The sequence below is a fragment of the Novosphingobium sp. B1 genome, assembly GCF_900176395.1.
In the GTDB taxonomy this organism is placed as follows: domain Bacteria; phylum Pseudomonadota; class Alphaproteobacteria; order Sphingomonadales; family Sphingomonadaceae; genus Novosphingobium.
Genome location: NZ_FWXL01000001.1, coordinates 63162 through 89168 on the forward strand (window position 1 = coordinate 63162; position 26007 = coordinate 89168).

General features: G+C 63.6%; 26 protein-coding genes. 11 read left to right on the forward strand and 15 right to left on the reverse strand.

Annotated features, from left to right (window positions below; translation table 11 throughout):
• Nucleotides 1-2 precede the first annotated feature (2 nt).
• From B9A23_RS00335 to B9A23_RS00345, 3 genes are all read right to left on the reverse strand, one after another.
• Nucleotides 3-449 carry a MaoC family dehydratase gene (locus B9A23_RS00335; RefSeq protein ID WP_084277449.1) on the reverse strand — a complete coding sequence of 149 codons (447 nt, stop codon included), beginning with the start codon at nucleotides 447-449 and terminating at the stop codon, nucleotides 3-5.
• Nucleotides 450-492: 43 nt separating this feature from the next.
• The gene (locus tag B9A23_RS00340) at nucleotides 493-1296 is read right to left on the reverse strand and encodes a DUF1206 domain-containing protein (protein ID WP_084276709.1); all 804 of its coding nucleotides are present in this window, start codon (nucleotides 1294-1296) and stop codon (nucleotides 493-495) included.
• A gap of 63 nt (nucleotides 1297-1359) precedes the next feature.
• Complete coding sequence (locus B9A23_RS00345; RefSeq protein WP_084276710.1) at nucleotides 1360-2121, reverse strand: MauE/DoxX family redox-associated membrane protein; 762 nt, start codon at nucleotides 2119-2121, stop codon at nucleotides 1360-1362.
• Between the two features lie 44 nt (nucleotides 2122-2165).
• On the opposite strand from B9A23_RS00345, the gene B9A23_RS00350 reads away from it, so the two are divergent.
• Nucleotides 2166-2573, forward strand: a complete 408-nt coding sequence (locus B9A23_RS00350) for a MerR family transcriptional regulator (RefSeq protein WP_084276711.1) — start codon at nucleotides 2166-2168, stop codon at nucleotides 2571-2573.
• A gap of 3 nt (nucleotides 2574-2576) precedes the next feature.
• Here B9A23_RS00350 and ychF read toward each other — a convergent pair whose 3' ends face one another.
• A complete protein-coding gene (gene ychF / locus B9A23_RS00355; RefSeq protein ID WP_084276712.1) occupies nucleotides 2577-3677 on the reverse strand; it encodes a redox-regulated ATPase YchF in 1101 nt (366 codons plus the stop codon).
• 131 nt (nucleotides 3678-3808) lie between these two features.
• Between ychF and B9A23_RS00360 the strand changes: the two genes are divergently transcribed.
• Together B9A23_RS00360 and B9A23_RS00365 are read left to right on the forward strand one after the other, a co-directional pair.
• Complete coding sequence (locus tag B9A23_RS00360; RefSeq protein WP_176217827.1) at nucleotides 3809-4747, forward strand: MBL fold metallo-hydrolase; 939 nt, start codon at nucleotides 3809-3811, stop codon at nucleotides 4745-4747.
• Between the two features lie 64 nt (nucleotides 4748-4811).
• Complete coding sequence (locus tag B9A23_RS00365) at nucleotides 4812-6320, forward strand: tetratricopeptide repeat protein (protein WP_084276714.1); 1509 nt, start codon at nucleotides 4812-4814, stop codon at nucleotides 6318-6320.
• A 63-nt stretch (nucleotides 6321-6383) separates the two neighbouring features.
• Here the strand turns inward: B9A23_RS00365 and B9A23_RS00370 are convergent, their stop codons facing one another.
• Nucleotides 6384-7112 (reverse strand): cistern family PEP-CTERM protein, encoded by a 729-nt coding sequence (locus tag B9A23_RS00370; protein WP_084276715.1) that lies wholly within the window; start codon nucleotides 7110-7112, stop codon nucleotides 6384-6386.
• Nucleotides 7113-7321: 209 nt separating this feature from the next.
• Here B9A23_RS00370 and B9A23_RS00375 point away from each other — a divergent pair, with 209 nt between their 5' ends.
• Nucleotides 7322-8824, forward strand: a complete 1503-nt coding sequence (locus tag B9A23_RS00375; protein WP_176217828.1) for a tetratricopeptide repeat protein — start codon at nucleotides 7322-7324, stop codon at nucleotides 8822-8824.
• Between the two features lie 12 nt (nucleotides 8825-8836).
• On the opposite strand, the gene B9A23_RS00380 is transcribed toward B9A23_RS00375, so the two are convergent.
• The 7 genes from B9A23_RS00380 to B9A23_RS00410 form a co-directional block, all read right to left on the reverse strand.
• Nucleotides 8837-9226: a PEP-CTERM sorting domain-containing protein gene (locus B9A23_RS00380; protein ID WP_084276717.1), complete on the reverse strand. Its 390-nt coding sequence runs from the start codon at nucleotides 9224-9226 to the stop codon at nucleotides 8837-8839.
• Between the two features lie 155 nt (nucleotides 9227-9381).
• Nucleotides 9382-9951: an aminoacyl-tRNA hydrolase gene (pth, locus tag B9A23_RS00385; RefSeq protein WP_084276718.1), complete on the reverse strand. Its 570-nt coding sequence runs from the start codon at nucleotides 9949-9951 to the stop codon at nucleotides 9382-9384.
• Between the two features lie 141 nt (nucleotides 9952-10092).
• A complete protein-coding gene (locus tag B9A23_RS00390) occupies nucleotides 10093-10707 on the reverse strand; it encodes a 50S ribosomal protein L25/general stress protein Ctc (RefSeq protein WP_084276719.1) in 615 nt (204 codons plus the stop codon).
• Nucleotides 10708-10817: 110 nt separating this feature from the next.
• Nucleotides 10818-11726 (reverse strand): TraB/GumN family protein, encoded by a 909-nt coding sequence (locus tag B9A23_RS00395; protein WP_254894903.1) that lies wholly within the window; start codon nucleotides 11724-11726, stop codon nucleotides 10818-10820.
• Between the two features lie 5 nt (nucleotides 11727-11731).
• Complete coding sequence (locus tag B9A23_RS00400; protein ID WP_084277450.1) at nucleotides 11732-12640, reverse strand: TraB/GumN family protein; 909 nt, start codon at nucleotides 12638-12640, stop codon at nucleotides 11732-11734.
• Between the two features lie 60 nt (nucleotides 12641-12700).
• Nucleotides 12701-13360 carry a hypothetical protein gene (locus B9A23_RS00405; protein ID WP_139797268.1) on the reverse strand — a complete coding sequence of 220 codons (660 nt, stop codon included), beginning with the start codon at nucleotides 13358-13360 and terminating at the stop codon, nucleotides 12701-12703.
• Entirely contained in the window at nucleotides 13338-13541 is a 204-nt protein-coding gene (locus B9A23_RS00410; RefSeq protein ID WP_084276722.1) for a helix-turn-helix transcriptional regulator, read from the reverse strand. The genes B9A23_RS00405 and B9A23_RS00410 overlap by 23 nt, the downstream gene beginning before the upstream one ends.
• 141 nt (nucleotides 13542-13682) lie before the next feature.
• Between B9A23_RS00410 and B9A23_RS00415 the strand changes: the two genes are divergently transcribed.
• From B9A23_RS00415 to ppdK, 3 genes are all read left to right on the forward strand, one after another.
• A complete protein-coding gene (locus B9A23_RS00415) occupies nucleotides 13683-14588 on the forward strand; it encodes a glycine--tRNA ligase subunit alpha (RefSeq protein WP_084277451.1) in 906 nt (301 codons plus the stop codon).
• Complete coding sequence (gene glyS, locus B9A23_RS00420) at nucleotides 14585-16744, forward strand: glycine--tRNA ligase subunit beta (protein ID WP_217806568.1); 2160 nt, start codon at nucleotides 14585-14587, stop codon at nucleotides 16742-16744. Before B9A23_RS00415 ends, glyS begins: the two co-directional genes overlap by 4 nt.
• 64 nt (nucleotides 16745-16808) lie before the next feature.
• The gene (gene ppdK, locus B9A23_RS00425; protein WP_084276724.1) at nucleotides 16809-19472 is read left to right on the forward strand and encodes a pyruvate, phosphate dikinase; all 2664 of its coding nucleotides are present in this window, start codon (nucleotides 16809-16811) and stop codon (nucleotides 19470-19472) included.
• 68 nt (nucleotides 19473-19540) lie between these two features.
• Here ppdK and B9A23_RS00430 read toward each other — a convergent pair whose 3' ends face one another.
• The gene (locus B9A23_RS00430) at nucleotides 19541-20332 is read right to left on the reverse strand and encodes a methyltransferase domain-containing protein (protein WP_084276725.1); all 792 of its coding nucleotides are present in this window, start codon (nucleotides 20330-20332) and stop codon (nucleotides 19541-19543) included.
• A 62-nt stretch (nucleotides 20333-20394) separates the two neighbouring features.
• Between B9A23_RS00430 and B9A23_RS00435 the strand changes: the two genes are divergently transcribed.
• The 4 genes from B9A23_RS00435 (at nucleotide 20395) to B9A23_RS00450 (ending at nucleotide 24281) form a co-directional block, all read left to right on the forward strand.
• A complete protein-coding gene (locus B9A23_RS00435) occupies nucleotides 20395-21180 on the forward strand; it encodes a ComF family protein (RefSeq protein WP_084277452.1) in 786 nt (261 codons plus the stop codon).
• A 404-nt stretch (nucleotides 21181-21584) separates the two neighbouring features.
• Nucleotides 21585-21968, forward strand: coding sequence for a phosphoribosyl-AMP cyclohydrolase (gene hisI, locus B9A23_RS00440; protein ID WP_084276726.1), 384 nt, complete (start codon nucleotides 21585-21587; stop codon nucleotides 21966-21968).
• Between the two features lie 31 nt (nucleotides 21969-21999).
• Complete coding sequence (locus B9A23_RS00445) at nucleotides 22000-22464, forward strand: MerR family transcriptional regulator (RefSeq protein ID WP_084276727.1); 465 nt, start codon at nucleotides 22000-22002, stop codon at nucleotides 22462-22464.
• Nucleotides 22465-22478: 14 nt separating this feature from the next.
• The gene (locus B9A23_RS00450) at nucleotides 22479-24281 is read left to right on the forward strand and encodes an acyl-CoA dehydrogenase C-terminal domain-containing protein (protein ID WP_084276728.1); all 1803 of its coding nucleotides are present in this window, start codon (nucleotides 22479-22481) and stop codon (nucleotides 24279-24281) included.
• A gap of 45 nt (nucleotides 24282-24326) precedes the next feature.
• On the opposite strand, the gene B9A23_RS00455 is transcribed toward B9A23_RS00450, so the two are convergent.
• Nucleotides 24327-25031, reverse strand: a complete 705-nt coding sequence (locus B9A23_RS00455; protein ID WP_084276729.1) for a dienelactone hydrolase family protein — start codon at nucleotides 25029-25031, stop codon at nucleotides 24327-24329.
• A 5-nt stretch (nucleotides 25032-25036) separates the two neighbouring features.
• The gene (gene cysK, locus B9A23_RS00460; RefSeq protein ID WP_084276730.1) at nucleotides 25037-25954 is read right to left on the reverse strand and encodes a cysteine synthase A; all 918 of its coding nucleotides are present in this window, start codon (nucleotides 25952-25954) and stop codon (nucleotides 25037-25039) included.
• Nucleotides 25955-26007 lie beyond the last annotated feature (53 nt).

The window sequence follows — 26007 nt, forward strand, 5'->3', positions numbered from 1 at the left end:
AGTCAGACGTCGCGGACCCGGATCAGGCCGATGGACTTCATCGTCATCACCAAAGCGCCCTCCTGATTGAAGACCCGGATGTTCGAACGAAAGCTGCCCATCTCCGGCCGCGACGAACTGCGCTTCTTGTCGACGATTTCGGTCTCTACGCTAAGCGTGTCGCCGGGATAGACAGGCTTGAGCCAGCGGATTTCGTCGAGCCCGGGCGAACCAAGCCCGGCCTGCTTGCGCTCCTTCAGGTTCTCAACGAGCATTGCCATTGTCATGGCGCAGGTATGCCAGCCGCTTGCCGAAAGCCTGCCGAAATGCGTCTGCGCTGCAGCTTCGTCACTCAGATGAAACGGCTGCGGATCGTACTTGGAAGCAAAGTCGATGACTTCGTCACGCTCCACGGCATAGCTGCCGAAACGCTGGACAGTACCCGGCTCGATATCCTCGAAATACATCATGCAGGCATCGTTGCCTGCATGCACTGACAAGTCAATCGTCCGATTAAATACCCAGTGCGCGGAGCGTGCCGGGTTTGGGTGCGGGGTCGGGAATGATCCGGTAGCGCGCCGTGATCAGGCTGAACACGCCAAACAGCAGTAGCCCGACTGCAACCAGCGTGAAGGCTGTCCCCATGTCGCGAAGGTCGTTGATGGCGCCACCGAGCGAGACAACTTCGCTGCTGCGCCCGAACCACGCCGTTCGCAACAGCGACCAGCCGATCAACGTCATCACGACAGCCCGGGCCGCGTGTCCTGCGCGGCCGATCCAGCACGTTGCTGCAGGCGCATTGGACGAAATGTGCCGCATGAAACCGGCCGTCACGGCATTCTTTGCCTGCAGAACGGCGGCGACACACAGTCCTGCCCCGACAGCGCCCAGCGCCGTTTCGCCAAAAGGATAGGTCAATACGTTGGCTGCCATCTCGCTTGAACTGTCCTCGCCCGCATGGCGCGCGCCGGCAGCGATGCGGGTTGCTGTCCACGCCATGGCGATATGAACGATGGCGCTGGCAAAGTAGCCGAGGCGCTGCATGATGCCCTTCAACGACGAACCCTTGCGTTCAATGTCGAAGAAGGCCGCCGAGAGGCGATAGAGCGCATAGCCGACCAGACCCGCCGCTGCGATGTAGAGGACGATATATCCGCCCGGGATGGCATTCAGCACGCGAAACGAATCGCCAGCGCCATCGTCCACGCTCGACGTCCCGGCCGTCAGCGCAAGATAGCCCAGCAGCACGTAGACAAAACCCCGAGCTGCAAAGCCGAGCCTTGCCAGCAGGACCACATGTTCCGACTTGTCTACCACGTCATTCCTCTCTCATTGCGGAGGCGTAACGCACAGGCTGGCCGCTGGTGCCACGCCGTTCGATCAAGTCATCGCCGGCATGGTCAGCATCCACAATGTCATGCCGACCATGACGAAGTTTTCCGTCAGCGAGACGAAACCCAGCGGCACGCGGCCCGAGCCACCGACGCACGCGCACTTGAGCTCGCGCTTCTGCACATAGACTGCGTAGAACACCGAGACGCCGCCAATCGTACCGATGAAGAGTGCGATCGGGATGGAGAGCCAGGGCAGGGCGCGTCCCGCCATCAGCACCCCTGCCAGCGCCTCGCCGAAGGGATAGAGGTAGGCGTACGGCACCCAGCGCCGCGCAAGCAGATCATAGCCCAGAAACATCGTCGCGAACCGGTCGACATCCTGCAGCTTCAGCATAGCGAGCAGGGCCATTGCAAAGGCCACGAACCATTCTGCCGCCCTGATGGTGAAGGGCGAGCCGAAAACGGCGTGACTCACGGCCATGGCGAGAGCTGCAGCAATCGCAAAGACCGCAAGCACGGGCACATAGCTGACAGCATCGGGATCGGCGACCTCCAGGCCAAGATGCCGCCGTGTGTCGTCGTGCCCCCCGATGCGCTCGCCATCGATGAACACTTGCGGCGTCGTCTTGACGCCATGCTCCGCCTTGAAGGCGTCGGTTTCCTCGCGAGTGCGGAGCCAGTTGTCCTCCACCCGATAGCCCTTGCTCTCGAGCAGGTGTTTCACTTTCACGCCGTAGGGGCAAATGTGCTTGGGCATGACCATGCGGTACAGCGTGGCGGTGCGATCCGGTCTGGATGGACTTGTCATGCTATGACCTTTACCCTGCGTACCATGGTACGGAGTCAAGAGAAATGGCGATGACGATTTCCGGGCTCGCCCGCAGCGCGGGCGTCGGCGTGGAGACCGTACGCTTCTATCAACGCAAGGGTCTGCTGGATGATCCTCGCCCAAGTCAGAGCGGGCGGCAGGGGCAAAAGCATTATGGCGAGCAGGACGTGCGTCGGCTTCATTTTGTGCGCAGCGCGCAAGGCGCAGGCTTCACCCTTGCCGAGATTTCAGAACTGCTCGCGCTTGACGCAGGGCATGACCGTCTGCGCGCAAGGGAGATGGCTCGCACCCGCCTTGCCGCAATCGATCAGGAAATCGACCGCCTGGAAACAGCGCGACAGGCGTTGCGCAAGCTTGCGATGGAATGCGCCAAGGGCGATGCCGGGCCATGCCCGATCATCGCTGCCTTCGAAGCGCAGGGCCAGGTTTGACGGTCAGACGTTGAACTTGAAGTGCAGAACGTCGCCGTCCTTCACCACGTATTCCTTGCCTTCCTGACGCAGCTTGCCGGCATCGCGTGCCGCGCTTTCACCGCCTAGGCTGACGAAATCGTCAAAGGCGATCGTCTCGGCACGGATGAAGCCACGCTGCATGTCGGAGTGGATTTCCCCGGCCGCTTCCGGGGCCTTGGCGCCGAGATGCACGGTCCAGGCACGCGCTTCCTTCGGCCCGACGGTGAAGAAGGTGATGAGATGCAGAAGCTCGTACCCGGCGCGGATCACGCGCGCGAGGCCCGTTTCGTGCAGACCCATCTCCTCAAGGAACACCGAACGCTCCTCCGGGTCCATCCCGACAAGCTCGGATTCGATCGCGGCTGAAACGATCACGGCGTTGGCGCCTTCGGCCTTGGCCTTTTCAAACACCCGCGCCGAGAAGGCGTTGCCCTCTGCTGCGCTCTCTTCCTCGACGTTGCAGACGTAGAGCACCGGCTTTGCCGTGAGCAACTGGGCTTGTGCGAAGACGCGGGCTTCCTCGTCATCCCTGGGCTGCGTCAGACGGGCCGGTTTGCCCTCACGCAAGAGTTCCAGCGCCTGCCCAAGCACCGAAGCGATGATCTTGGATTCCTTATCGCCAGCCTTGGCCTTCTTCTCGGCCGCCGGCACCCGCTTCTCGAGGCTTTCGAGATCGGACAGCATCAGTTCGGTTTCGACTGTCTCGGCGTCGGAAATCGGATCGACCTTGTTGTCGACATGCTGGATGTCGTCGTTCTCGAAGCAGCGCAGTACGTGAACGATGGCATCGACTTCACGGATATTGCCGAGAAACTGGTTGCCCAGGCCTTCACCCTTCGATGCCCCCCGAACAAGGCCCGCAATGTCGACGAAGCCAAGCTGGGTAGGAATGATCTTCTGGCTTCCGGCGATCTTGGCCAGCGTATCGAGCCGCGGATCGGGCACACCGACGTTACCGACATTGGGCTCGATCGTGCAGAATGGATAGTTTGCTGCCTGCGCCGCCTGCGTCTCGGTCAGTGCGTTGAACAGCGTCGACTTGCCGACATTGGGAAGCCCGACGATCCCGCAACGAAAACCCATCTTCAAATCCTTGGACACGGCACGCGGCCCGAAAAAGGACGTGCAGCCTGCTTTACATCGACGGCGCGATGGTATGCTATCGTTTCAAGGTCAAGGGGAGAGTCCGGGTCTTGCAAAGGTACTTTGCAGTCATGCTGGCGTTTTGCCTGCTCTTTTCGGCGATGCCAGCCGAGGCGCGCGTCGGCGATGCCGGCAAGGTCAAGGTTACCACGCTGTCGACCATGCTGGCCGATGACGGCTTTGGCGAATGGGGCTATTCGGCGCTGGTTGAGGTCGACGGGCACAAGATCCTGTTCGATACCGGAGCGAGACCCGAAGTTGTCCTGCGCAATGCCGAAGAACTGGGGATCGACCTGTCGCAGGTCGAAGATGTCGTCATCAGCCATTTCCATGGAGACCATACTGGTGGGCTGCTGACCTTGCGGCGAGCCATGCTGGCGCGCAACCCAAGGGCACTGGCACGATTGCACGTCGGCGCCGGAATCTTTGAGCAGCGTTTCGCCAAGGGGATCGCTGCCAACAGTTTCATAGCGACCGCTGCGGCCTATCGCGAAACCGGTGCCGACATCATCGAACACGCAGGGCCAGTCGAAATTGCGCCAGGTGCCTGGTTCGGTGGCCCGGTCAGGCGCATCTATGACGAACGCAACGTAAGTCCCGGACTGTTCCTGCGACGCGACGGCACCGAGCTTGCGGACACCGTGCCCGAAGACAGTTCGCTGATCATTCCCACCGAGGAGGGAGCCGTGATCGTGACCGGCTGTGGACATGCCGGGATCATGAACATCGCCGAGCAGGCGCGCACGCTGACCGGCAGCCGGTCAATCCTGGCAGTAATCGGCGGCATTCACCTGTTTGACAGGCCTGACAGCGTCCTGGTCGAAACCGCAGCGAGGCTCAAGGGACTGCGCTACCTCCTCGGGGGGCATTGCACCGGTGTCGAAGTCACGGTCCGCCTGCGCGAACTGCTGGGCCTTGATCGGCATACAGCGGTGGTCGAGGCGGTTGGATCGACCTTCACACTCGGCATCGGCATCGATGCCAGGCGGATCGCCGGCTGGGCCGGATAAGGCAATTTTATCATTTCCTTAGGTGGTTGCGCGTAGGCAAGGGCACTCTTCCCGGAGTGTCCTGATGAGATTGCGCGCCCTGCTGCTGACTTTGCCGCTGCTCGTCACGGCATGCACTGATACCCCTGAGCAACGTGCAGCGCGCGCTCGCGAATCTTATGCTGCCCACGATTACCGCGCTGCCGAGGTCGATCTTGCGGCAGCCTTGCAGGTCGCGCCCGCAGACCCGGCGCTGCTGGAACTTCACGCGCGAAACGCCCTTGCGCTCGGTGATGGCATTGCCGCCGCAGCGTCGCTGGAGAAACTCCCGCAGAACCGGCGCCCGGCAGATTTCGCGCTGCTTGCGGGCGAGGCATCGCTCATGCGGGGCCTGCCGGACGAGGCTCTTGCTGCGCTCGGTCAGGAAAGATCGCCAGCCGCCCAGCGCATTCGCGCGCTGGCCTACCTCGCCAAGGATGATCGCACTGCAGCCGCGCAGGCGTTTGAACAGGGGACTGCCGGGATAGCCGATGCACGCCTGTTGGCAGATCATGCCCGATTCAGGCTCATGAACGGGGATTTGGGGCAAGCCCGCGCGCTCGCAGACCGCGCCCGCGCAGCCGATGCCGGCTCGCTTGATGCCTATCTTGCCGACGCCGAGGTCGCGACCGCGGAGGGGAGGCTGGCGCAGGCTCTGGCCGCTTACGACGCTGCCGCGAAGGGGTATCCCGGCAATCTCGCCGCGCTTTCGGGCAAGGCTGCCGTACTGGGCGATCTTGGCCGGAACGCGGAGATGGACAAGGTGCTTGCCGCGCTGGCCGACGTTCGTGGTGGTGGACAGGTTGCCTATCTTCAGGCGCGAGCCGCGGCTGCGCGCGGAGATTGGTCGGCTGTCCGCAGCATCCTCCAGGCCAACGAGAGCCAGTTGGCAGATCGCGAAGAGGCCAGCGTTCTCTATGCGCAGGCGCTGGTCAGGCTGAAGCAACCCGAACAGGCCCGCGCCCGGCTGCAGCCCTTGCTCACGCTCAATCCCCAAAGCGCGACGCTTCGCCGCGAACTGGCCAAGGCGCAACTGGCGGCAGGCGACGCAAGCGGCGCAACCGAGACGATGCGACCTTTTGCCGAGGTACGCACCGCCGATGCCGAGGACCTTCGCCTTCTGGCCACTGCCGCCGAGAAGTCGGGCGATCCCGAGGCGGCCATCCTTGCGCAGAAGGCGCGCTTTCCATCGCCACAGGCGCTCGCTGCGACCCTGGCGCAGGCAGACACCGCAATGCGGCAATCGAACTGGGGTGATGCCATTGCCGCCTATGAGCGCATTCTCGCCGTGACGGATGGCAAGAACCCATTGGTGCTCAATAACATGGCCTATGCGCAGGGGCAGTTGGGCAATACGGCCAAGGCACTGGATTTTGCCGAGAGGGCCTGGCGTGTCGCCCCGGCCGAGCCATCGGTGCTCGATACGCTGGGATGGCTGCTCGTGGAAAGCGGCAAGGACCGCGCCCGAGGCCTGCGTCTGCTGCAGGAAGCGGCGGGCAAGGCGCCCGCCAATGCCACGATCGCCAGGCACCTGCGAGCGGCGCAGCGGGGATGACAAAGGCGCGCCGATGGTCCCAGGCTCGTTGACCGAACCTGCGGGACTGTCGGCGGCACCTTTTCAGATGGCGATTGCCTGACGCTTTGCCGCGCGATTGCGGCGTGAAAGGGCAAGGCCGATCAGGCCCGCACCGAAGAGGCCGAGCATGCCCGGCTCCGGCACAGGTGTTCCGCCCGTGGAACCGCCGGTAGAACCCCCGCTTGTGCTGGTCATCGTGCCTGACCCACTTGCCGAGGTGATGCCGTGGACGCCCGAGATCGACTGGTAGCGGACGTAGAAGTCGCTCAGCGTCAGCGCGCTTACGGGTGCGGCGAAGCTCAGCGTGAAGGATCCCGTGCCGCTTTCGCCCATCAGCAATCCGCCACTGCCGCCACCAGCGCAGCTTCCGGTCGTGGCGTCCTTGAAGCAGACGTCGACGGTGCCGATCCCGTTGGGATAGGTCGACGAGAGCGTAGTGTAGGCAAAGGCGCCGGTGCTCGAAGCCGAAGTGATGTTGGGGTCAGTATTGAAAGCGAAGCTCGAAAGGCGAGAGCCGGTGACGGGCGATGTGCTCGTATTGGCGACGCTGTAGTCGACGGTGTAGTTATTGCCTGACACCCCCGTCAGCTTGAACGTCGTCGAGCCGGAAAGTCCGTCGATGGCAGTGCCGCCTGAAAATCCGTCGTAGTTCAATGAGAAGCTTGTGCCGATGTCGCCCGAGCCAAGCGTGATGGAATCTGCATAAGCTGGTGCAGCAAGCGCCATGGCGGCTCCGGCAGCAAGCGCGGAAATAACTTTGCTGATGGTCATCGTGACGCTCCTGCAAGACGGAAATTGGTTAACAGCAGCGTGGCAAAATCCGTGCCAAGTGCCGAATTCAGTCATTTGTAATCCTTAATGAAAGGGCGTTCGTAAACTTTCCCGACAACGATATCGTTTGCAGCCGAAACCGAATTTCACGAAAGATTCAGCGATCTAAGGCATAGCATTACGCCATGTGGAACTGTGCATCGACATCGTTGAGCCTGGCGCTTGTCCTAGCTCTTGCGGCGTGCGGCGACAGTGCGGCAGACAAGCTTGCCCGCGCGCGCCAGGAACTGGCCGACATGGAACTAGCCGCAGCCCGTGTCGATCTTGCCAGCGTCCTCGCCGAGAAGGGCGATGATCCTGCCCCGTTGCTGATGCTTGCCGAAGTGCAGCTGCGCCTTGGGGATGGCGATGGTGCAGCCGCGACTGCCGCGCGTCTTGAGCGTGTTGCGAAAACGCGGCCAGAGGTCCGGCAGATCAAGGCCGAAGCCGCCTTGCTGAAGGGGGATCCGACCACGGCGCTTGCGCTCGTGGGTGGTGACCAAGCCCCAGCGGCGCTTCGCATTCGTGCAAGCGCGCTCCTGGCCCTGGACGACAATGTCGGCGCGCTCGCTGCCTTGCGGCAGGGAGCAGCGAAGGGTGGTGACGCACGGCTCCTTGCCGACTACGCCCGCTTCCTGATCGATGCCGGCGATCTTGCCGGAGCCGATCAGCAGATCGCAGCGCTCCAAAAGGCCCGCCCCGACGATTTGGATGGCTATCTCCTGTCAGCCGACGTCGCGGCGCGGCGTGGACGCTACGATGCGGCGCACATGACGTTGGCGAAGGCAGCCGGTCGCTATCCACGCATTCCCGACCCGCTATTGGCGCGAGCGACCACCTATGATCTGCAAGGCAAGCTCGACGCAGCGGTCGCCATGACGGCAAAAGCTGCCGAACTGGCGCCTGATGACACACGCGTGCGTGATCTGCAGGTCCAGTTCGCCAGCATGAAGGGCGAATGGGAGAAGGTCCGCGCTCTGCTTTCTCGCCAGGAAAAGACATTCGATCCGATATCTGCCAACGGCTTGAGCTATGCCGAGGCGATGCTGCGGACGGGCCATCCGGAGCAGGCCCGCGCCATGTTCCACCGCGCGCTGACCCGTTCGCCCAACAATCCCTTCTCGCGCGTGATGCTGGCCGAGGCACAACTGGTCGTAGGTGATGCGGCGTCTGCCTACACCACCGTGCTTCCGCTTGCCCAAAGCGTTCTTGCTGGCCCGCGCGAAATTGAGATCGCCGCAAAGGCCGCAGAGGCGCTTAACCGCCCGGATACGGCAGCATGGCGAGCGCGGCTGGTCGCGGCGAACGAGGGCACGGCTGCAAAGCTGGCCGGAGAGGGGCAGGCGGCTCTTGCGCGGGAAGATTGGCAGGCCGCCGTGGCCGCTTACAGGCAACTGCTGCAACTGGGCGAGGATGCCGATGTTCACAAGCGCCTCGCGCTGGCGCTAAGCCATTCGGGTCAGCCCACCGAGGCTATCCGCTCAGCTGACCGGGCGCGCGCCTTGCGTCCGGATGATCCCGACACTGTCTATGTCGCCGGACTCGTCCGTGTGCGTGGCGGGCTTGATCGTACAACCGGGTTGGCCCTGTTGCGGCAGGCCACCGAGGCTGCGCCCGGAAACGTCGTGTTTCAGCGCAGCCTGGCAACGTATGGAGCGCAGGGAGGCGGCTGAGCCGCCGAGGGCTCAGGCGCGCGGCTTGGTCTTGCGCGAGCGGGCGTAGCCGACGCCGAGCAGGCCAAGTGCCATCATGCCAAGCATGCCCGGTTCCGGCACGGCCGTACCGCCTGATGTGGTCCCGCCAGATGTGGTGCCGCCCGTTGTGGTCGTCGTGCCACCAGTCGTGCCGCCCGTCGTTGTGCCGCCCGTTGTCGTGGTGGTCCCGCCCGTGGTGGTCGTTGTGCCGCCCGTCGTGGTCGTGCCACCGGTGGTGGTGCCGCCGCACAGGCTCGAGCCGCCGCTGTGGCCGCAGTTGCAGTAGTGCTTGTGGAACAGCGACCAGGTGGCGTGCGCAGGCGTGGCCGCTGCAAGACCGGTGGCAGCAGTAGCTGCAATCGCAAGAGCACGGATCTTCATACTAACCCCCTTTGGTTAAGTGAAATCTGCTCAAAGCTTAGCAAAGATGGTGCCAGATCAATGAAAACAATAACTTAGGCAGTTAACGTAAGTTTGGACAAGCAGCGCCTGTAAGGCTGGGCTACAATTTGCATTGCTGGACTATTGCCGCAGTGTCAGCGTTGCTGGCGCAGAGCCACATCGCTCATGAAGCGCACGTCGTCGCCAGCCGCCAACCTGTCGGCCTCGGAGGCAACAGCGCCCAGCATGTCGACAAGATCATCCTGCTCGGCCTTGGCGAAGGGGCCGAGTACGTAACCTGTCACCCGGTCCTTGTGCCCCGGGTGGCCGATGCCCAGGCGAACACGGCGAAAATCGGCTCCCAGATGCTGGTCGATTGAACGCAAGCCATTGTGACCCGCCGTGCCGCCGCCCTTCTTCACCTTGACCTTGAAAGGCGCGAGATCGAGCTCGTCATGATACACGGTCAACGCTTCAAGGCCCAGCTTGTAGAAGCGCATTGCCTCGCCCACTGCGCGGCCGCTTTCGTTCATGAACGTCGCCGGCTTTAGGAGCAGGACTTTCTGGTTGCCGATCCGCCCTTCCTGCAGCCAGCCCTGGAACTTCTTCTGCACCGGGCCAAAATTGTGCACCTCGGCAATCGTGTCGAGGGCCATGAAGCCGACGTTATGCCGATGAAGCGCATATTGCGGACCGGGATTTCCGAGGCCGACCCAGAGTTGCATCTTGCTGCTTTCCTTCTGTTGCGCGCTGTCGTTGGCGAAGGGGCGCCTTGCCAGATTGCCGCGCGCAAAAAAAGAACCCCTCCGGCTTTCGCTGGAAGGGCTGCTTTTTGCGCTCCTGCCGGGGCAGGTGCGACGAGACTATCAGCCTTCGGCTTCGGTCTTGGTCGTGTCGCCTTCTTCGCTCTTCAGCGAGGAAGGAGCAACGATCGTCGCGATGGTGAAGTCGCGGTCGGTGATCGCCGGCTTCACGCCGTTGGGCAGGGTCACCGCGCTGATGTGGATCGAATCGCCCACTTCGTAGCCCGAAACGTCGACGACGATGTCATCGGGGATCGAACCGGCGGCGCAGATCATTTCCAGCTCGTGGCGAACGATGTTGAGCACGCCGCCCTTCTTGAGGCCGGGCGACTTGTCTTCGTTCGCGAACACGACGGGCACGTTGACGTGCACTTCGGCGTTCTTCGAGACGCGCAGGAAGTCTGCGTGCAGCGGGCGGTCGGTCACCGGGTGGAAGGCTACGTCCTTGGGGAGGGTACGGACAGTCTTGCCGCCCACAGTGATCTCGACGATCGAGTTGAAGAAGTGGCCGGTGCCCAGCGCCTTGTTCAGCGCCTTTTCTTCGAGGTGGATCGCGACGGGTTCTTCATTGCCACCATAGATCACGGCGGGGGTGCGGCCTTCGCGACGCAGAACACGGGAGGCTCCCTTGCCTGCCCGATCGCGCGTCTCGGCCGACAGGTTAAGCGTTTCGCTCATGTGTCAGTACCTTCAGCTATGTTAAAACACGTTTCCTCCGCCACGCCTCCAGGGATGACCATGACAGGGAAGCGGCGGCCCTTAGCGGGTTTGCCGCAAAACGCAAGCTTTCAAGGCACGCGCCGGATCTGCCAACCCCGCGCCATCATCAGGCGTTGCAGGCTGTCGGAGCCCGCAAGATGCGCAGCGCCCACGGCCACGAAAGGGTGTGCGCCACTCTTGAGCATAGCGTCCAGTTGATCCGCCCAGGCCCGGTTGCGGTCGGTCAGCAGGGCTTGATGCAGGCCGGCATCGGCCAGGAAGCCAGCGTTCGCTTCTCGCGCTATGCCAAGATCATCGCCGCGCAACCATAGCGCCACCATGTCGGCTTCCTCGTCCTTGTCGCTGGCCGCCTCGAGGGTCACCTGTTCAAGCAGAACCTGCTGCTGCCGTGCAGGGAGGGCATCGAATATGCCGAACTGGCTGTGGATCGTCTCGAACCCGGCAACCGGTTTGCTGCCTGCCAGCCTGCGCAAGGCGGGTTCGGCACCGCTTGCCGGATCGGCGCCCGCCTTCTGCCCGGCAATCGCCGCAAGTTGCAGCGCCACCGCCCAGCTTTCGGTATCGGCAAAGTCGCCATCGTCGAGACCTAGCTTGCGATAGACCTGCGCCAGCTTTGCACGGTAGGGCGGCGCCAGGCGTTGCGAGGGTGGAGGCAGGCCTTCGGTTCCGGCAAGATCGGCCAGCGCATCGCCCGCCACCATCTGGTCAAGCGGTTCGGCAATTTCCAGCACCAGCCGGTCGGATCGTTCGAGCGCCTTGCTGATGGTGGGGCGAAGCCACTCGACCTGCGGGGGCAGGGCGTGAACGGTGCCAAGCATATAGCCGTGCACTGCTCCGGTGCCATCCTCGATCTGCCAGAGTGCCACGCGGGTCGCCTGTTCTGCCGGAGCCTTGCCCCTTTCGAGCCAGGCGAAGACCATGCCCAGCACCAGCGCCGGGACGACAGCCCATAACAGGCGCGGGACAAGGCGCTTCACGGCATTCATTGCACGCGGGTGGACGCCACGCCTTGCTGCTTGAGCACATCCTGCACGCTGTTCAGGCCGGCGAGATGCCCTGCGCCCACGGCGATGAAAACCGTGCCGGGCTGGTCCAGGCGCTTGCGTATCCATCCGGCCCAGTTGCGATTGCGCTGGTACAGCAGTGTTTCGGCCATTTCCGGATCGTCCATGTTCTCGTTCATCAGCTTGCCAAGGCCCTCGGGATCGCCCGTGCCCCACTCGTCGGTCATCGCGCCGATGATGGCAAAGCTCTTGTCGAAGTCGCGCACTGCCTCACCCAGAAACTTGAGCTGCGCCTCGCGCGGCAACTGATCGAACAGTCCCAGCTGGTAATCGATGGTTTCAAGCGCGCCGAGCTTCTTGCCCTTGGCCAAAGCGGCCTTGCGCAACACTGCTTCGGCTCCGGATTCCGCTCCATATCCCGCCATCGCGTATGGCATGACCCCAAGAGTGATGCCGGCAAGCCACGGTTCGAGCTGGTCGAATGCTTCGGCGGGAATCTTCAACCGGGCCAGCAATGCTTCGTAGGCGGTGCGATCCGTCTCGCTCATGAGCGAGCGCAATGTTTCCCCCTTGAGCAAACCTATCGCCATCACCGCCTTCTGCTGTTCGCCCGCCGCCTCGGGAATTTCCGTTACGAGTTCCGACGAACTGTCCAGCGCCTGCTGAAGCGGACCATCCAGCCAGGTCAGACCCTTGGGAAGGGCGTGGATCGTGCCGAACAGGTAGATCGTGGTGTCCTCGTCGGCCACCTTCCACAGTGCCGGCTTGACCTGCTTCGGCGCGGGGGCTGCCGCAGTCGCAGCAGGTGCCTGCGCGCTGCCAGATCCGGCGAAGGACAGAGCGGCGAGGGCAATCGTCGCGGCGAATGTACGAAAGGCGCGTTTCATCATCAGGCTCCTTTTGCCCGTGAACAGGTTGCAGGGAAATGAAGGTTTGAAGGTCAGGCTTCAGAGATGGCGCTGGCGAAACCAGATCGCGCCCCATATGGCCATGGTGGCCAGGTAGATCGTCATTCCATCAACCGCAGGCAGAAAGCCCCCGCGATTGCCCAGCCACCAGATCGGCGTCACGGCGCTGTAGAAGTAAAGCCCTGCCAAGGCCCCGGTGCGGTAGGATTGCTCCTCATGCTCGTCGATGTTGCGGTGCCAGAACCATGTGATCGGCGCGATGACGACCACGATAACGGCGATAAGCGCCGCAGCAACGCCAGAGGGCAGAGGCCCGGCGGCCATGTCGAACGGCTGTTCGGGCGCGTCGCTTGCGAAGCTCATCCACACCCCCATGAGCAGCCCGATCGCGGTTGCCACCACCGCGCTGATCGTCGCGCGACGGGCGCGGGGTGTGAGCGGGCCATTCTCGCGATAATACCGTCGCGCGCTCACCCAAGCGAACCAGAATGCAGCCAGCGTGAGGGCAGCGAACACGCCCATGATCACCCAGCCCGCCGGCTTGACCTGCTCTTCCTTGCCAAACGCATCGAACAGGCCGGCCGCAGCGCCGGAGAAGAACACGGCCGCCACCGTTGCGCCGAACATGCGCATGGCGAGCTTGCCGAGGCTCATGGCAGGCGGGTCGATCTGGTCGTCAGTCATGTTGGAAACCATCATCGAAGATCTCCTCGATACGAAGCTGGAACAGGCGCGCGATACGGAAGGCGAGGGGGAGCGAGGGATCGTGCTTGCCCGTCTCGATCGCGTTCACCGCCTGCCGCGAAACGTCGAGATGCAAGGCGAGGTCGGCCTGGCTCCATTGCCGCTCCGCACGCAAGACTCTCAACCGGTTGTTCATGTCATGGTGACCTGTCCATATGTCAGGTTATGCTGACAATATGTCGTGATTCGCTGACTGTGTCAAGAAGACCTGACAGAGGCGTGAAAACGGTGCTTCCCGGTTGATTTGGGCGGGCGCATCGGCCAAAGCCGCGCGACCATGGCCGATACTGATAAAGCACCACTCAGCCTGCAGGACATGATCCTGCGCCTTCATGCTTTCTGGAGTGAGCAGGGCTGCCTGATCCTCCAGCCCTATGACATGCGCATGGGGGCAGGGACCTTCCACACCGCGACCACGTTGCGCGCCCTGGGGCCGGAGCCATGGAACGCCGCTTTCGTGCAGCCCTGCCGCCGCCCGACCGACGGCCGCTACGGCGAAAACCCCAATCGCCTGCAGCACTACTACCAGTATCAGGTGATCCTGAAGCCGAGCCCCGAGAACCTGCAGGAACTCTACCTGCAGAGCCTCGTCGAGATCGGCATCGACCCGCTGGTGCACGATATCCGCTTCGTCGAGGATGACTGGGAATCCCCCACGCTGGGCGCATGGGGTCTTGGCTGGGAAGTCTGGTGCGATGGCATGGAAGTCACCCAGTTCACCTATTTCCAGCAGATGGGCGGCTTCGATTGCAAGCCCGTCGCGGGCGAGCTGACCTACGGCCTTGAGCGCCTCGCCATGTACATCCAGGGCGTCGACAACGTCTATGACCTGAAATTCAACAATCACGGCGTCAGCTACGGCGATGTGTTTCTCGAGAACGAGAAGCAGATGTCGAAGTGGAACTTCGAGGTCGCCGATACCGACAGTCTGTTCGAAGGCTTCCGCCGCGCCGAGGAAGAGTGCAAGCGCAGCCTCGATGCTGGCGTCCCCATCGCCGCCTATGAGCAGGCGATCGAGGCCAGCCACCTGTTCAACCTGCTGCAGGCCCGCGGCGTGATCTCGGTGCAGGAGCGCGCCAGCTACATGGGCCGCGTCCGCGATCTCGCGCGCGGCTCTTGCGAGGCCTACATGGAAAAGAACGCCGACCAATGGGCGGCCAAGTACCCGGAGTGGAGCAAGTGACCGATTTCCTTCTCGAACTGCGCAGCGAGGAAATCCCGGCCCGCATGCAGGCAGGCGCCCGCGCCGATCTCGAAAAGCTGTTCCGCAAGCAGCTTGACGCCGCTGGCCTCAAGGCGGGCGACATCACCGTCTGGTCCACCCCGCGCCGCCTGGCGCTGATCGCCCGCGACCTGCCACTGGCGACCGAGGCCGTGTCCGAGGAAACCAAGGGCCCGAAGACTTCCGCCCCCGAACAGGCCCTCGAAGGCTTCCTGCGCAAGACCGGCCTGACCAAGGACCAGCTGACCCAGCGCGATGGCGTCTGGTTCGCCGTTACCGAAAAGCCCGGCCGCGCGACGAAGGACGTGCTCGCCGAAGCCATCCCCGCCATCATCCGCGCCTTCCCCTGGCCCAAGAGCCAGCGCTGGGGCGCAGCCTCGCTCTCCACGGAATCCCTGCGCTGGGTGCGCCCGCTCTCGGGCATAGTCGCCATCCTCGGCGAAGATCTGGTAGAGTGCGAAATCAGCGGCGTGAAGTCCGGCTACGCCACGCGCGGCCATCGCTTCCACTGCCCCGGCGAAATCACCATCGGCAGCGCCAGCGACTACGCCGAAAAGCTGCGCGCCTGCCACGTCATCGTCGACCATGTCGAACGCGAGGCCATGGTGCGCGAGAAGGCCAAGGCCGCCGCTGAAGCCGCAGGGCTCGTGTTGGTCGAGGACGAAGGTCTGGTGATCGAGAACGCCGGCCTCACCGAGTGGCCGGTCCCGCTGCTAGGGCGCTTCGACGAAGCCTTCCTCGACGTGCCGCCCGAGGTCATCCAGCTCACCGCGCGCGTCAATCAGAAGTACTTCATCTGCCGCGATAGCGCCGGAAAGCTCGCCAACGCCTTCGTCTGCACCGCCAACATCGAAGCCAAGGACGGCGGCGCCGCCATAGTCGACGGCAACCGCAAGGTCCTCGCCGCGCGCCTGTCCGATGCCCGCTTCTTCTGGGAGCAGGACAAGAAGAAGCCACTCGCCGAGCAAGCCCAGAAGCTTTCCCGCATTACCTTCCACGAAAAGCTTGGAACAGTGGCGCAGCGTCATGAACGCTTCGTGTCGCTGGTCGATGATTTGCAGGGTCAGTTGAGTGCTTCGGTCCCCGCCGCGAAGCAGGCCGCGAGTATTCTAAAGTCGGACCTAGTGACTGAGATGGTTGGCGAGTTTCCTGAGCTCCAAGGTCTCATGGGGGGATATTATGCGGAGGCAGAGGGCCTGCCGCTTAACGTCGCCGAAGCCGTGCGCGATCACTACAAGCCCGCAGGGCAGGCTGATGCTGTGCCTTCCGAAGGGCCGTCGATTGTCACTGCGCTAATTGATAAAGTGGACGCGCTGGTCGGTTTCTTTGGTGCCGACCTCAAGCCCACCGGTTCGAAGGACCCGTTTGCGCTTCGTCGCGCAGCCCTCGGATCGATCCGCCTCATCACTGAGAACAACCTGCGTTTGTCACTCGGCCAATTGTTCAACGCAGCCGCTCAACTGTATCGAAATCAGTCCATTGCCGTCGAAAATGCGTCGGAGGACCTCCTTGCTTTCTTCGCCGACCGCCTCAAGGTCCAGCAACGCGAAGCCGGCGTCCGCCACGACCTTATCGACGCCGTGTTCGCGCTCGGCGGCGAGGACGATCTCGTCCGCCTGCTCGCCCGCGTCCATGCCCTGCAGGCTTTCGTCGGCACAGAGGATGGCACCAACCTGCTCGCAGGATACAAGCGCGCAGCCAACATCCTCAAGAAGGAAGGCTTCGCCGCCAACCCCAACGCCGGGTCGGAAGGCGAGGGCGTCGTCCCGCCCACCGGCGAGGAAGACCCGCTCGCGCTGGTCGATGATCCCGCGCTCGAAGGCGTCGCTGCGCAGTTCGCGCATCCCGAATGTAACTACGCCCGCGAACCTGCCGAGCAGGCACTGGTCGACGCGCTCAATTCTGCGGAACCGCAGGCGGCAGGCGCCGTTGCGGCAGAGGACTTCACTGCGGCCATGGCGGCGCTGGCGAGCCTGCGCGCTCCCATCGACGCGTTCTTTGATCAGGTGACCGTCAATGATGCGGACGCTAACAAGCGTTCCAGTCGCTTGGCGCTGCTTGACCGGTTCCGTGCTGCAGTGCACAAAGTTGCGGACTTTTCGCGCATAGAGGGCTAAGAGCGGGCCGACTCCGGGCCCGTTCCGGCAAGAACAGACTTACGCAGGGAGCCTCGTTGGCGGCATGAGCGCATACGTATTCCATTTCGGCGGCGGCGCATCGTCTTCGGACGCGCGGGCCAAGGACAAGACCATCGTCGGCGGCAAGGGCGCGAACCTTGCAGAAATGGCGGGCATCGGTCTGCCGGTGCCCCCGGGCTTCACCATTAGCACCGAAGTCTGCACGGCCTACAACGCCAGCGGTAAGACCTTTGACGAGCCCTTGCGTGCAGGCGTGGCCAATGGCGTTGCCCACATCGAAAAGGCTACCGGTCGCACCTTCGGCGATGCCACCAACCCGCTGCTCGTCTCGGTCCGCTCGGGCGCGCGCGTCTCGATGCCCGGCATGATGGACACCGTCCTCAACCTCGGCCTCAATGACCAGACTGTCGAGGGCCTTGCCGCAGGGTCAGGCGATCCGCGCTTTGCCTGGGACAGCTACCGCCGCTTCATCCAGATGTACTCCGACGTGGTGCTCGGCCTCGATCATCACCGGTTCGAGGACGCGCTGGAAATCGTCAAGGAAGACAACGGCTTCTTCAATGATGTTGAACTGGGCGCAGAGCACTGGCAGGCGCTCGTCGGCGAATACAAGGCCATCGTGGCAGACCAGCTTGGCCGCCCGTTCCCGCAGGACGTCCACGAACAGCTCTGGGGCGCGATCGGCGCCGTGTTCGATTCCTGGGAATCTGACCGCGCCAAGGTTTACCGCAAGCTCAACGACATCCCGCACGACTGGGGCACCGCCGTCAACGTGCAGGCCATGGTCTTTGGCAACATGGGCGATACCTCGGCCACTGGCGTCGCCTTCACCCGCGATCCTGCGACTGGCGAGAAGGCCTATTACGGCGAGTGGCTCGTCAATGCCCAGGGCGAGGACGTCGTCGCGGGCATCCGTACCCCGCAGTACCTGACGCTTGCCGCGCGCGAGCGGGCAGGGGCCAAGCCGCTGTCGATGGAAGAGGCGATGCCCGGCGCCTATGGTGAACTCGCTGCCGTGTTCGAGCTGCTGGAAAAGCACTATCGCGACATGCAGGACATCGAGTTCACTGTCGAGCAGGGCAAGTTGTGGATGTTGCAGACCCGCTCGGGCAAGCGCACTGCCAAGGCTGCGCTCAAGATGGCGGTGGACATGGTGGCTGAAGGCCTCATCGACGAGGCGACTGCCATCAAGCGCATCGATCCGATGGCGCTCGACCAGTTGCTGCACCCGACGCTCGATCCCAAGGCAGTGCGCGACGTGCTGACCAAGGGCCTTCCCGCATCGCCGGGCGCCGCTTCAGGCGCGGTGGTGTTCGACGCCGATACCGCACAGGCCCGCGCCGAGCGTGGCGATGCCGTCATCCTCGTCCGCGTCGAAACCTCGCCGGAAGACATCCACGGCATGCACGCGGCAAAGGGCATCCTCACCGCGCGCGGCGGCATGACCAGCCACGCTGCCGTGGTCGCCCGCGGCATGGGCCGTCCTTGCGTGTCGGGCGCATCGGGCGTGTCGATCGACATGGCCTCGCGTACCGCCCGCATCGGCAACCGCGACATCAAGGAAGGCGATGTCATCACCCTCGACGGTTCGAACGGTGACGTCATGGCTGGTCTCGTGCCCACCGTCGAACCGGAACTGGTCGGCGATTTCGGCACGCTGATGGTCTGGGCCGACAAGCATCGCCGCATGAAGGTGCGTACGAACGCCGAAACTCCGCTCGATTGCCAGGTCGCACGCCAGTTTGGCGCCGAAGGCATCGGCCTGTGCCGCACCGAGCACATGTTCTTCGAAGCGGGGCGCATCAGTGCCGTGCGCCAGATGATCCTCGCCGATGACGAAGCTGGCCGCCGCACGGCGCTGGCCAAGCTGCTGCCGGAACAGCGCAGCGACTTCCAGTCGATCTTCGAGGTCATGGCGGGCCTGCCCGTCACGATCCGCCTGCTCGATCCGCCGCTGCACGAATTCCTGCCCCACGCCGATGCCGAGTTTGCCGAGCTGGCCGAAGCCACCGGCCTTGGCGTCGAGCACCTCAAGCGTCGTGCCGGGGAACTCCACGAGTTCAACCCGATGCTCGGCCACCGCGGCTGCCGCCTCGGCATCACCTTCCCCGAAATCTACGAGATGCAGGCCCGCGCCATCTTCGAAGCGGCTTGCGACGTTGCCGACAAGAGCGGCGAGGCGCCGATCCCCGAGGTCATGATCCCGCTCGTCGCCACGCGCAAGGAACTCGAGATCCTGCGCGCGCTCGTCGATCGGGTCGCTGCGGACGTCTTCGCCGAGAAGGGCCGGACGCTGGAGTACATGGTCGGCACGATGATCGAACTGCCGCGCGCCGCGCTGATGGCGGGTGAGATTGCGCAAGAAGCCAAGTTCTTCTCGTTCGGCACCAACGATCTCACGCAGACGACGCTTGGCGTCAGCCGCGACGACGCCGCGCGCTTCCTCAACCCCTATGTCGATCAGGGCATCTACCCGCGCGATCCGTTCGTCAGCCTCGATATCGAGGGCGTCGGCCAACTCGTCGAACTGGCTGCCGAACGCGGCCGCAAGACGCGGCCCGACATCAAGCTCGGCATCTGCGGAGAGCATGGCGGCGATCCGGCCTCGATCGCTTTCTGCGAGAAGACCGGCCTCGATTACGTTTCCGCCAGCCCCTACCGTGTGCCCATTGCCCGTCTGGCCGCGGCACAGGCCGCATTGGGCTGATGACCTGCCTTGGCGTGTCTCCCCATGGGAGCACGCCAATGAGGCGCACCGGATTTCTGGCGGGCCGTTCAGAACTTGGGTGGCCGCAAGGGTTTTGCCCACCCGCTTAGAGTCAGGATCTCGAACCGTTCGGTCACCTTGCCATCCGCCTCGCGCCGCGCGTCGAAGGCTTCCATCGCCCGCGCAAGTGCCTTCCTGGCCAACGGCGCTCCCGGGTTCGCCAGCGCGTTGCCAAGCCCTTGCGCGCGAATGTCGGCGAGAAGACCTGAGAGTGATCTGAACCGCACTTGCAGCGCGTGGCTGTCGATCACCGGGTCGGCAAATCCGCAGCGCTGCAGCAACTGCCCTCCGGCGCGCACGTCGACTTGCGGGTGGATGCGGGGGGAAGGGCGCTCAGCATCGGCTTCCAGCATTATCGCGCGCAAGGTCTGCAGTGACCCAGCACCCATGAAGCTCGCGATCATCAAGCCGCCGTTGGCGAGTGCGCGTCGTAGGTGGACCAGCGCGCCGGGCAGGTCATTCACCGTATCGAGCGTGCCAAGGCTGGCGATGAAATCGAACGGCTCGGCAAAGGCATAGGGCGCCTCTTCGTTCAGCGGATCTGCGCCCAAGGCAGGGTCAACATTGATGACTGTGCACCCGGTGCTGCGCAGTTGCGCGGCAAGCGCTCCGCTCCAGTCGCCGATGATCAGCGCGCGAGCAGGCTCATGGCGCAGGAAGGACAGCCGCTCCAGCGAGTCCTCCACCATGTCGTCGAGGATGTATCGCGGCGCGTCTGGCATGGCCTGAAGCTTCGCCATGCGGCGTCGGACAGCATTGCGCCGGTTTGGAGCGAAAATTGTTGGGGGTGTACTCGCCATTTGAGGGCACTGCCCTGCTGCGGCGCGCTTGCCAAGAGGCGCAATCGTGCGAGGGTATGGCCATGCGACTGACATCGGCCCTTGCTCCCATTGTCGATTTCGTCTTCCCGCCGCGTTGTCCGCTGTGTGGAGACCCGGTCGCGATCCACGGCGGGCTGTGCCTGGGCTGCTGGGGCAAGCTGGTCGTGCCGTCGGGTACCTCCTGTACATTGTGCCAGCGGCCGATGGGCGAGGCGCATGGCGCCGAAGCGGAACTGGTTTGTGCGCCGTGCATGGCCGATCCGCCAAAGCACGCCGGCATCGCCGCTGCCACGCTCTACAACGAACCGTCGCGCCGACTCGTGCTCTCGCTCAAGCATGGCCGCCGGATCGGCCTAGTCCCGATGATGGCGCGGATGATGATAGCACGACTGCCGCCGCTGGAGGGTGAGTGGCAGGTTGTTCCGGTCCCGCTCCACCGCTGGCGATTGATGCAGCGCGGCTTCAACCAGTCGGCTATGCTTGCGCAAGCGATCGCACGCAGCACCGGACAGCATCTGCTGGTCGACGCGCTCGTGCGTACGAAAGCCACTCCCTCGCTCGGTGGATTGAACCGCAAGGCGCGCGCGCGCACGCTCTCGGGCGCGATCACTGCGGCGCCATCGCGGCTATCTCGCCTGGCGGGGGCCAACGTGCTGCTCGTCGACGATGTGATGACCAGCGGGGCGACGACGGGCGCCTGCATGACCGCTTTGCGAAAGGCCAAGGTAGCGCAGGTTCGCATCGCCTGCTTTGCGCGCGTCCTTGACGAAGCGCTTGACACTGCAGGCGCCAATGGTCCTGCAGATTTCACGTTGATGGAAGCCTGAGCGCAAAAAGGAAACGCCCGGAACGACAGTCCCGGGCGTCCTCGTGACGAATTTTCGCGGGCGTTGCGTGGCTCGCAATAACGACGACCCCCCAGTCGTCTCGCCTTGGTCCCTCAACATCCAGTTGACATCCCGCGCGGCCATTGAAGCCTGCTGCTGGGGATGCCATCTGGTCCCTCATCAAGTTTCCCTGAACGTTGGCGCTCGGTCCAGTGCCAAGCCTTTGTGGTGATTGCCACTTTGCCTGACAGTTCAGTTCGCGGTTCCCTCAAACCGCTGAGACTTCATCACCCATTCATGACCGCGACGGAAGCAAATAGTATGCGCAGGCGTGGATTTATCCATGCTGTGTGGTTATCCTGCAACAAAACCGCCATGTTTGGCGAAGGAAAGGTCATACGCTCTTGTCCCAGTCCGAAGATGCCGCCCGGCGCGAGCAGGGCGCTGAATTCCTGCCGCGCTTCGATGCCAACGGCCTGCTAACCGCCGTCGCCGTCGACCATCGTACCGGCGAGCTGCTGATGCTTGCCCACATGAACAGCCAAGCCATTGCGAAAACACAGGAAACCGGGTTCGCGCACTTCTTCTCTCGTTCGCGCGGAAAGCTTTGGATGAAAGGTGAAACGTCGGGCCACGTGCTGAAGATCATCGAGATCCGCGTGGATTGCGACCAGGACGCGCTTGAGTTGAGAGTCGAGCCCGCGGGTCCTGCATGCCACACCATGGCGCGCACCTGCTTCTATCGGCGACTGAACAAGGATCGCAATCTCGAGCGCATCGCTGATTGACGCTTACGTAAAGGTTAGTTAGCTTGTTGGCATGTCACAGCAAGCCGTCGCGATTCCGCCCGCATCCGAGCACACTGGCCATCTCGATCAGCCCGATGCCCTGAAGCGTGACCAGTTCACGATTTCCGATCTTTCAGGCGAATTCGGCGTAACCGCGCGTGCGCTCCGTTTTTACGAGGATGAAGGGCTGATCGCACCCGAGCGTGTGGGGCTTTCCCGTATCTACTCCAAGCGGGATCGTGCGCGCCTGGCGTGGATCATGCGGGCAAAGAACGTCGGGTTCAGCCTGGCCGAAATCCGCGACATGATCGATCTCTACGACATGGGAGATGGCCGCGCCGAACAGCGCCGCGTTACCATCGCCAAGTGTCGCGAACGGATCGAGAATCTGCGCCGCCAGCAGGCTGACATTGCTGCGACCATCGATGAACTGACCAGCTTCGTCGATCTCGTCATTGCCAAGGAGCGGTCCGAAGGCCGCAATCCTGACGTCTAAAGGGACAGGACAACATGCCGATCTACAACGCGCCCACCCGCGACACCCGTTTTGTCGTCAACGAACTGATCCGCCTCGAAAGCTACGGCAACCTGCCGGGCTTCGAAAGCGCGTCGCCGGACATGACCGATGCGATCATCGAGGAAGCCGGCCGCTTCGTTTCCGAAGTGATTGCGCCCCTCAATCTTTCCGGGGATCGGGAAGGCTGCACCCGTCATGCCGATGGCAGCGTGACGACGCCGACCGGGTTCAAGGATGCCTATCGCCAGTACGTCGAGGGTGGCTGGGGCACGCTTTCCGCGCCGGAGCAGTTCGGCGGGCAGGGGCTGCCGCACGTGATGGGCTTCATCATGGAAACCTTCCTCGCCACCGCCAACCAGGCGTTTGCGATGTATCCGGGCCTTGCCAATGGCGCGATCTCGGCGATAATCGCAAAGGGCTCGCCCGAACAGCAGGCCAAGTACCTGCCGAAGATGGTCACCGGCGAATGGCTCGGCACGATGAACCTGACCGAGCCGCACTGCGGCACCGACCTCGGCATGATCCGCACCCGCGCGGAGCCGCAGGCCGATGGGTCCTATGCCATCACCGGCACCAAGATCTTCATCTCGGCCGGCGACCATGACCTGACCGACAACATCATCCACCTCGTCCTTGCCAAGACGCCCGGCGCGCCGGAATCGAGCAAGGGCATCTCGCTGTTCATTGTCCCGAAGTTCATCGTCAATGACGATGGATCGCTCGGCGAGAAGAACGGGGTGACCGTCGGCTCCATCGAAGAGAAGATGGGGATCCACGGCAACGCCACCTGCGTCATGAACTACGATGGCGCCAAGGGCTGGCTGGTCGGCGAGGAGAACAGGGGCCTCGCCGCGATGTTTGTGATGATGAACGCGGCGCGCCTTGGCGTGGGCATGCAGGGGCTGGCGCAGGCCGAAGTCGCATACCAGAACGGCCTTGCCTATGCTCTCGACCGCCGTCAGGGCCGCGCGCTGACCGGGCCGGCCGATCCGCAGGCCAAGGCCGATCCGATCATCGTTCACCCCGACGTGCGCCGCATGCTTATGGACGCCAAGACCTTCATTGAAGGCATGCGTGCGCTTTGCCTGTGGGGTGCCCTGCAGGTTGATCTGTCGCACAAGGCGGCAACCGAAGAAGAGCGCCAGACCGCCGACGACCTGATCAGCCTGCTTACCCCGGTGATCAAGGGCTACGGCACTGACATGGGCTACAAGGTCGCTACCGACATGCAGCAGGTCTGGGGCGGCCACGGCTACATCGCCGAGAACGGCATGGACCAGTTCGTGCGCGATGCCCGTATTGCCATGATCTATGAAGGCACCAACGGCGTGCAGGCGATGGACCTCGTGGGCCGCAAGCTGGCGCTCAATGGCGGCCGCGCCATCCAGGCGTTCTTCGCGCTTGTCGATGCGGAATGCGCCGAGGAAACCGCCGACGAGACGGTCAAGCTGGTGGCCGAGCGCCTTGCCAAGGCCAATGGCGAACTCAAGGCCGCGACGATGTGGTTCATGCAGAACGCGATGGGCAATCCCAACAACCTCGGCGCAGGCGCCTATGCCTACATGACGCTGACCGGCATCGTGTCGCTCGGCCTGATGTGGCTGCGCATGGCGAAGGTCGCGGCTGCAGCGATCGCAGATGGCACTGAGGACAAGGCGTTCTACGAGGCCAAGCAAACCTGCGCTCGTCACTGGGCAACGCGCTACACCACAGAAGCCGGGGCGCTGCGCCGCCAAGTGGAAGCGGGAGGCGAGACGATCATGGCGCTGACGCCGGAGCAGCTCGCCATCGCCTGAAGCATGGCGGGTGAGGCGGCAGGGGAGGCGGCAACGCTTCCCCGGTCAGCCGAGCACTTCGTCAAGCAAGCCCAGCAATGCCGCCCAGCTTTGCCGGTCGGCGCTGGCTTCATAACCGATGGCGGCCATGCCGCGCGCGTCGCTGCCCGGGTCGGTGAATCCGTGTTTCACGCCGCTGTAGCTGTGGAAGTGCCAATTGGCGCCCGCAGCGTCCATTTCTTCCCAGAACGCCATTACTTGCGCACGCGGCACCATGGGATCGGCATCGCCATGGCAAACAAGAATGCGTGCCCTGACAGAGCCGGACTTGGCGGGGGCCTGCGTGTCGAGCAAGCCGTGAAAGCTTGCCGCCAGGACGAGATCGGCCCCGTCTCGCGCCAGTTCGAGCGCGGCTTGCCCGCCCATGCAATAGCCGACTGCGGCAACGGGCAGCCCTTGCGCTTCGGGCTGGGCGGTCAAGGCTGCTAGCCCTGCGTGCAGGCGCTGGCGGTAACCCTCGGCGCTCGCGCGCAAGGGCGCTGCAAGCTCTCGCGCGTGATCGAAATCGCGGACCTGCACGCCGTAGAAGTCCGCGATCAGCACCAGATAACCCGCCTGCGCCAGCATATGGGCGCGGCGGACCATCGGCGTGTTGCAGTTGGCGATCGTTGGCAGCACCAGCACGGCGGCGCGGGGCGCGCCCTCGGGCTTTACCAGAAAGCCGGTGAGGGCAACGTCACCGTCGGCGTAATCGACCTGTTCGACCGCCATTGCGGTTACTCCGGCAGGAAGTCCGGCACGGAGAGATACCGCTCGCCGGTATCATAGTTGAAGCCGAGCACGCGGCTGCCGGCAGGCAGGCTCTTTAGCTTCTGGGCAATCGCGGCAAGCGTTGCGCCCGAGGAAATGCCGACGAGGATGCCTTCCTTCGCCGCGCACTGGCGCGCCATCTCCTTGGCGTCGGCGGGATCGACGGTGATCGCGCCGTCGATCGACTGCGTGTGCAGATTGCCGGGAATGAAACCGGCGCCGATGCCTTGGATCGGGTGCGGGGCGGGCTGACCGCCGGAGATGACCGGCGAAAGCGTCGGCTCGACGGCATAGGCCTTCATCGCCGGCCAGTGCTTCTTCAGTTCTTCTGCACAACCCGTCAGGTGACCGCCGGTGCCCACGCCGGTGATCATCACATCGATCGGATCGCTGGCGAAGTCCTTGAGGATTTCCTGCGCTGTCGTGCGCACATGAACCGCGACGTTGGCCGGATTGTCGAACTGCTGGGGCATCCATGCGCCTTCGGTCGATTCGACCAGTTCCTTTGCCCGCTCGATCGCGCCCTTCATGCCCTTTTCACGCGGCGTCAGGTCGAACGTCGCGCCATAGGCGAGCATCAGGCGGCGCCGTTCGAGCGACATCGATTCGGGCATGACCAGCACCAGCTTGTAGCCCTTTACCGCCGCCGCCATGGCCAGGCCGATGCCGGTGTTGCCTGAAGTGGGCTCGACGATGGTGCCGCCGGGCTTGAGGCTGCCGTCAGCCTCTGCCGCCTCGATCATGGCGAGGCCGATCCTGTCCTTGATCGAGCCGCCGGGATTTGCGCGCTCGTTCTTCACCCATACCTCGTGGTCGGGAAACAGGCGGGACAGGCGAACATGCGGGGTGTTGCCGATAGTGGCTAGAATAGAATCCGCTTTCATGTCGCTTGCTCCTTTGGTGAAGGGATTGGTTGGAGTCTTGGGGGTAGCCTAGG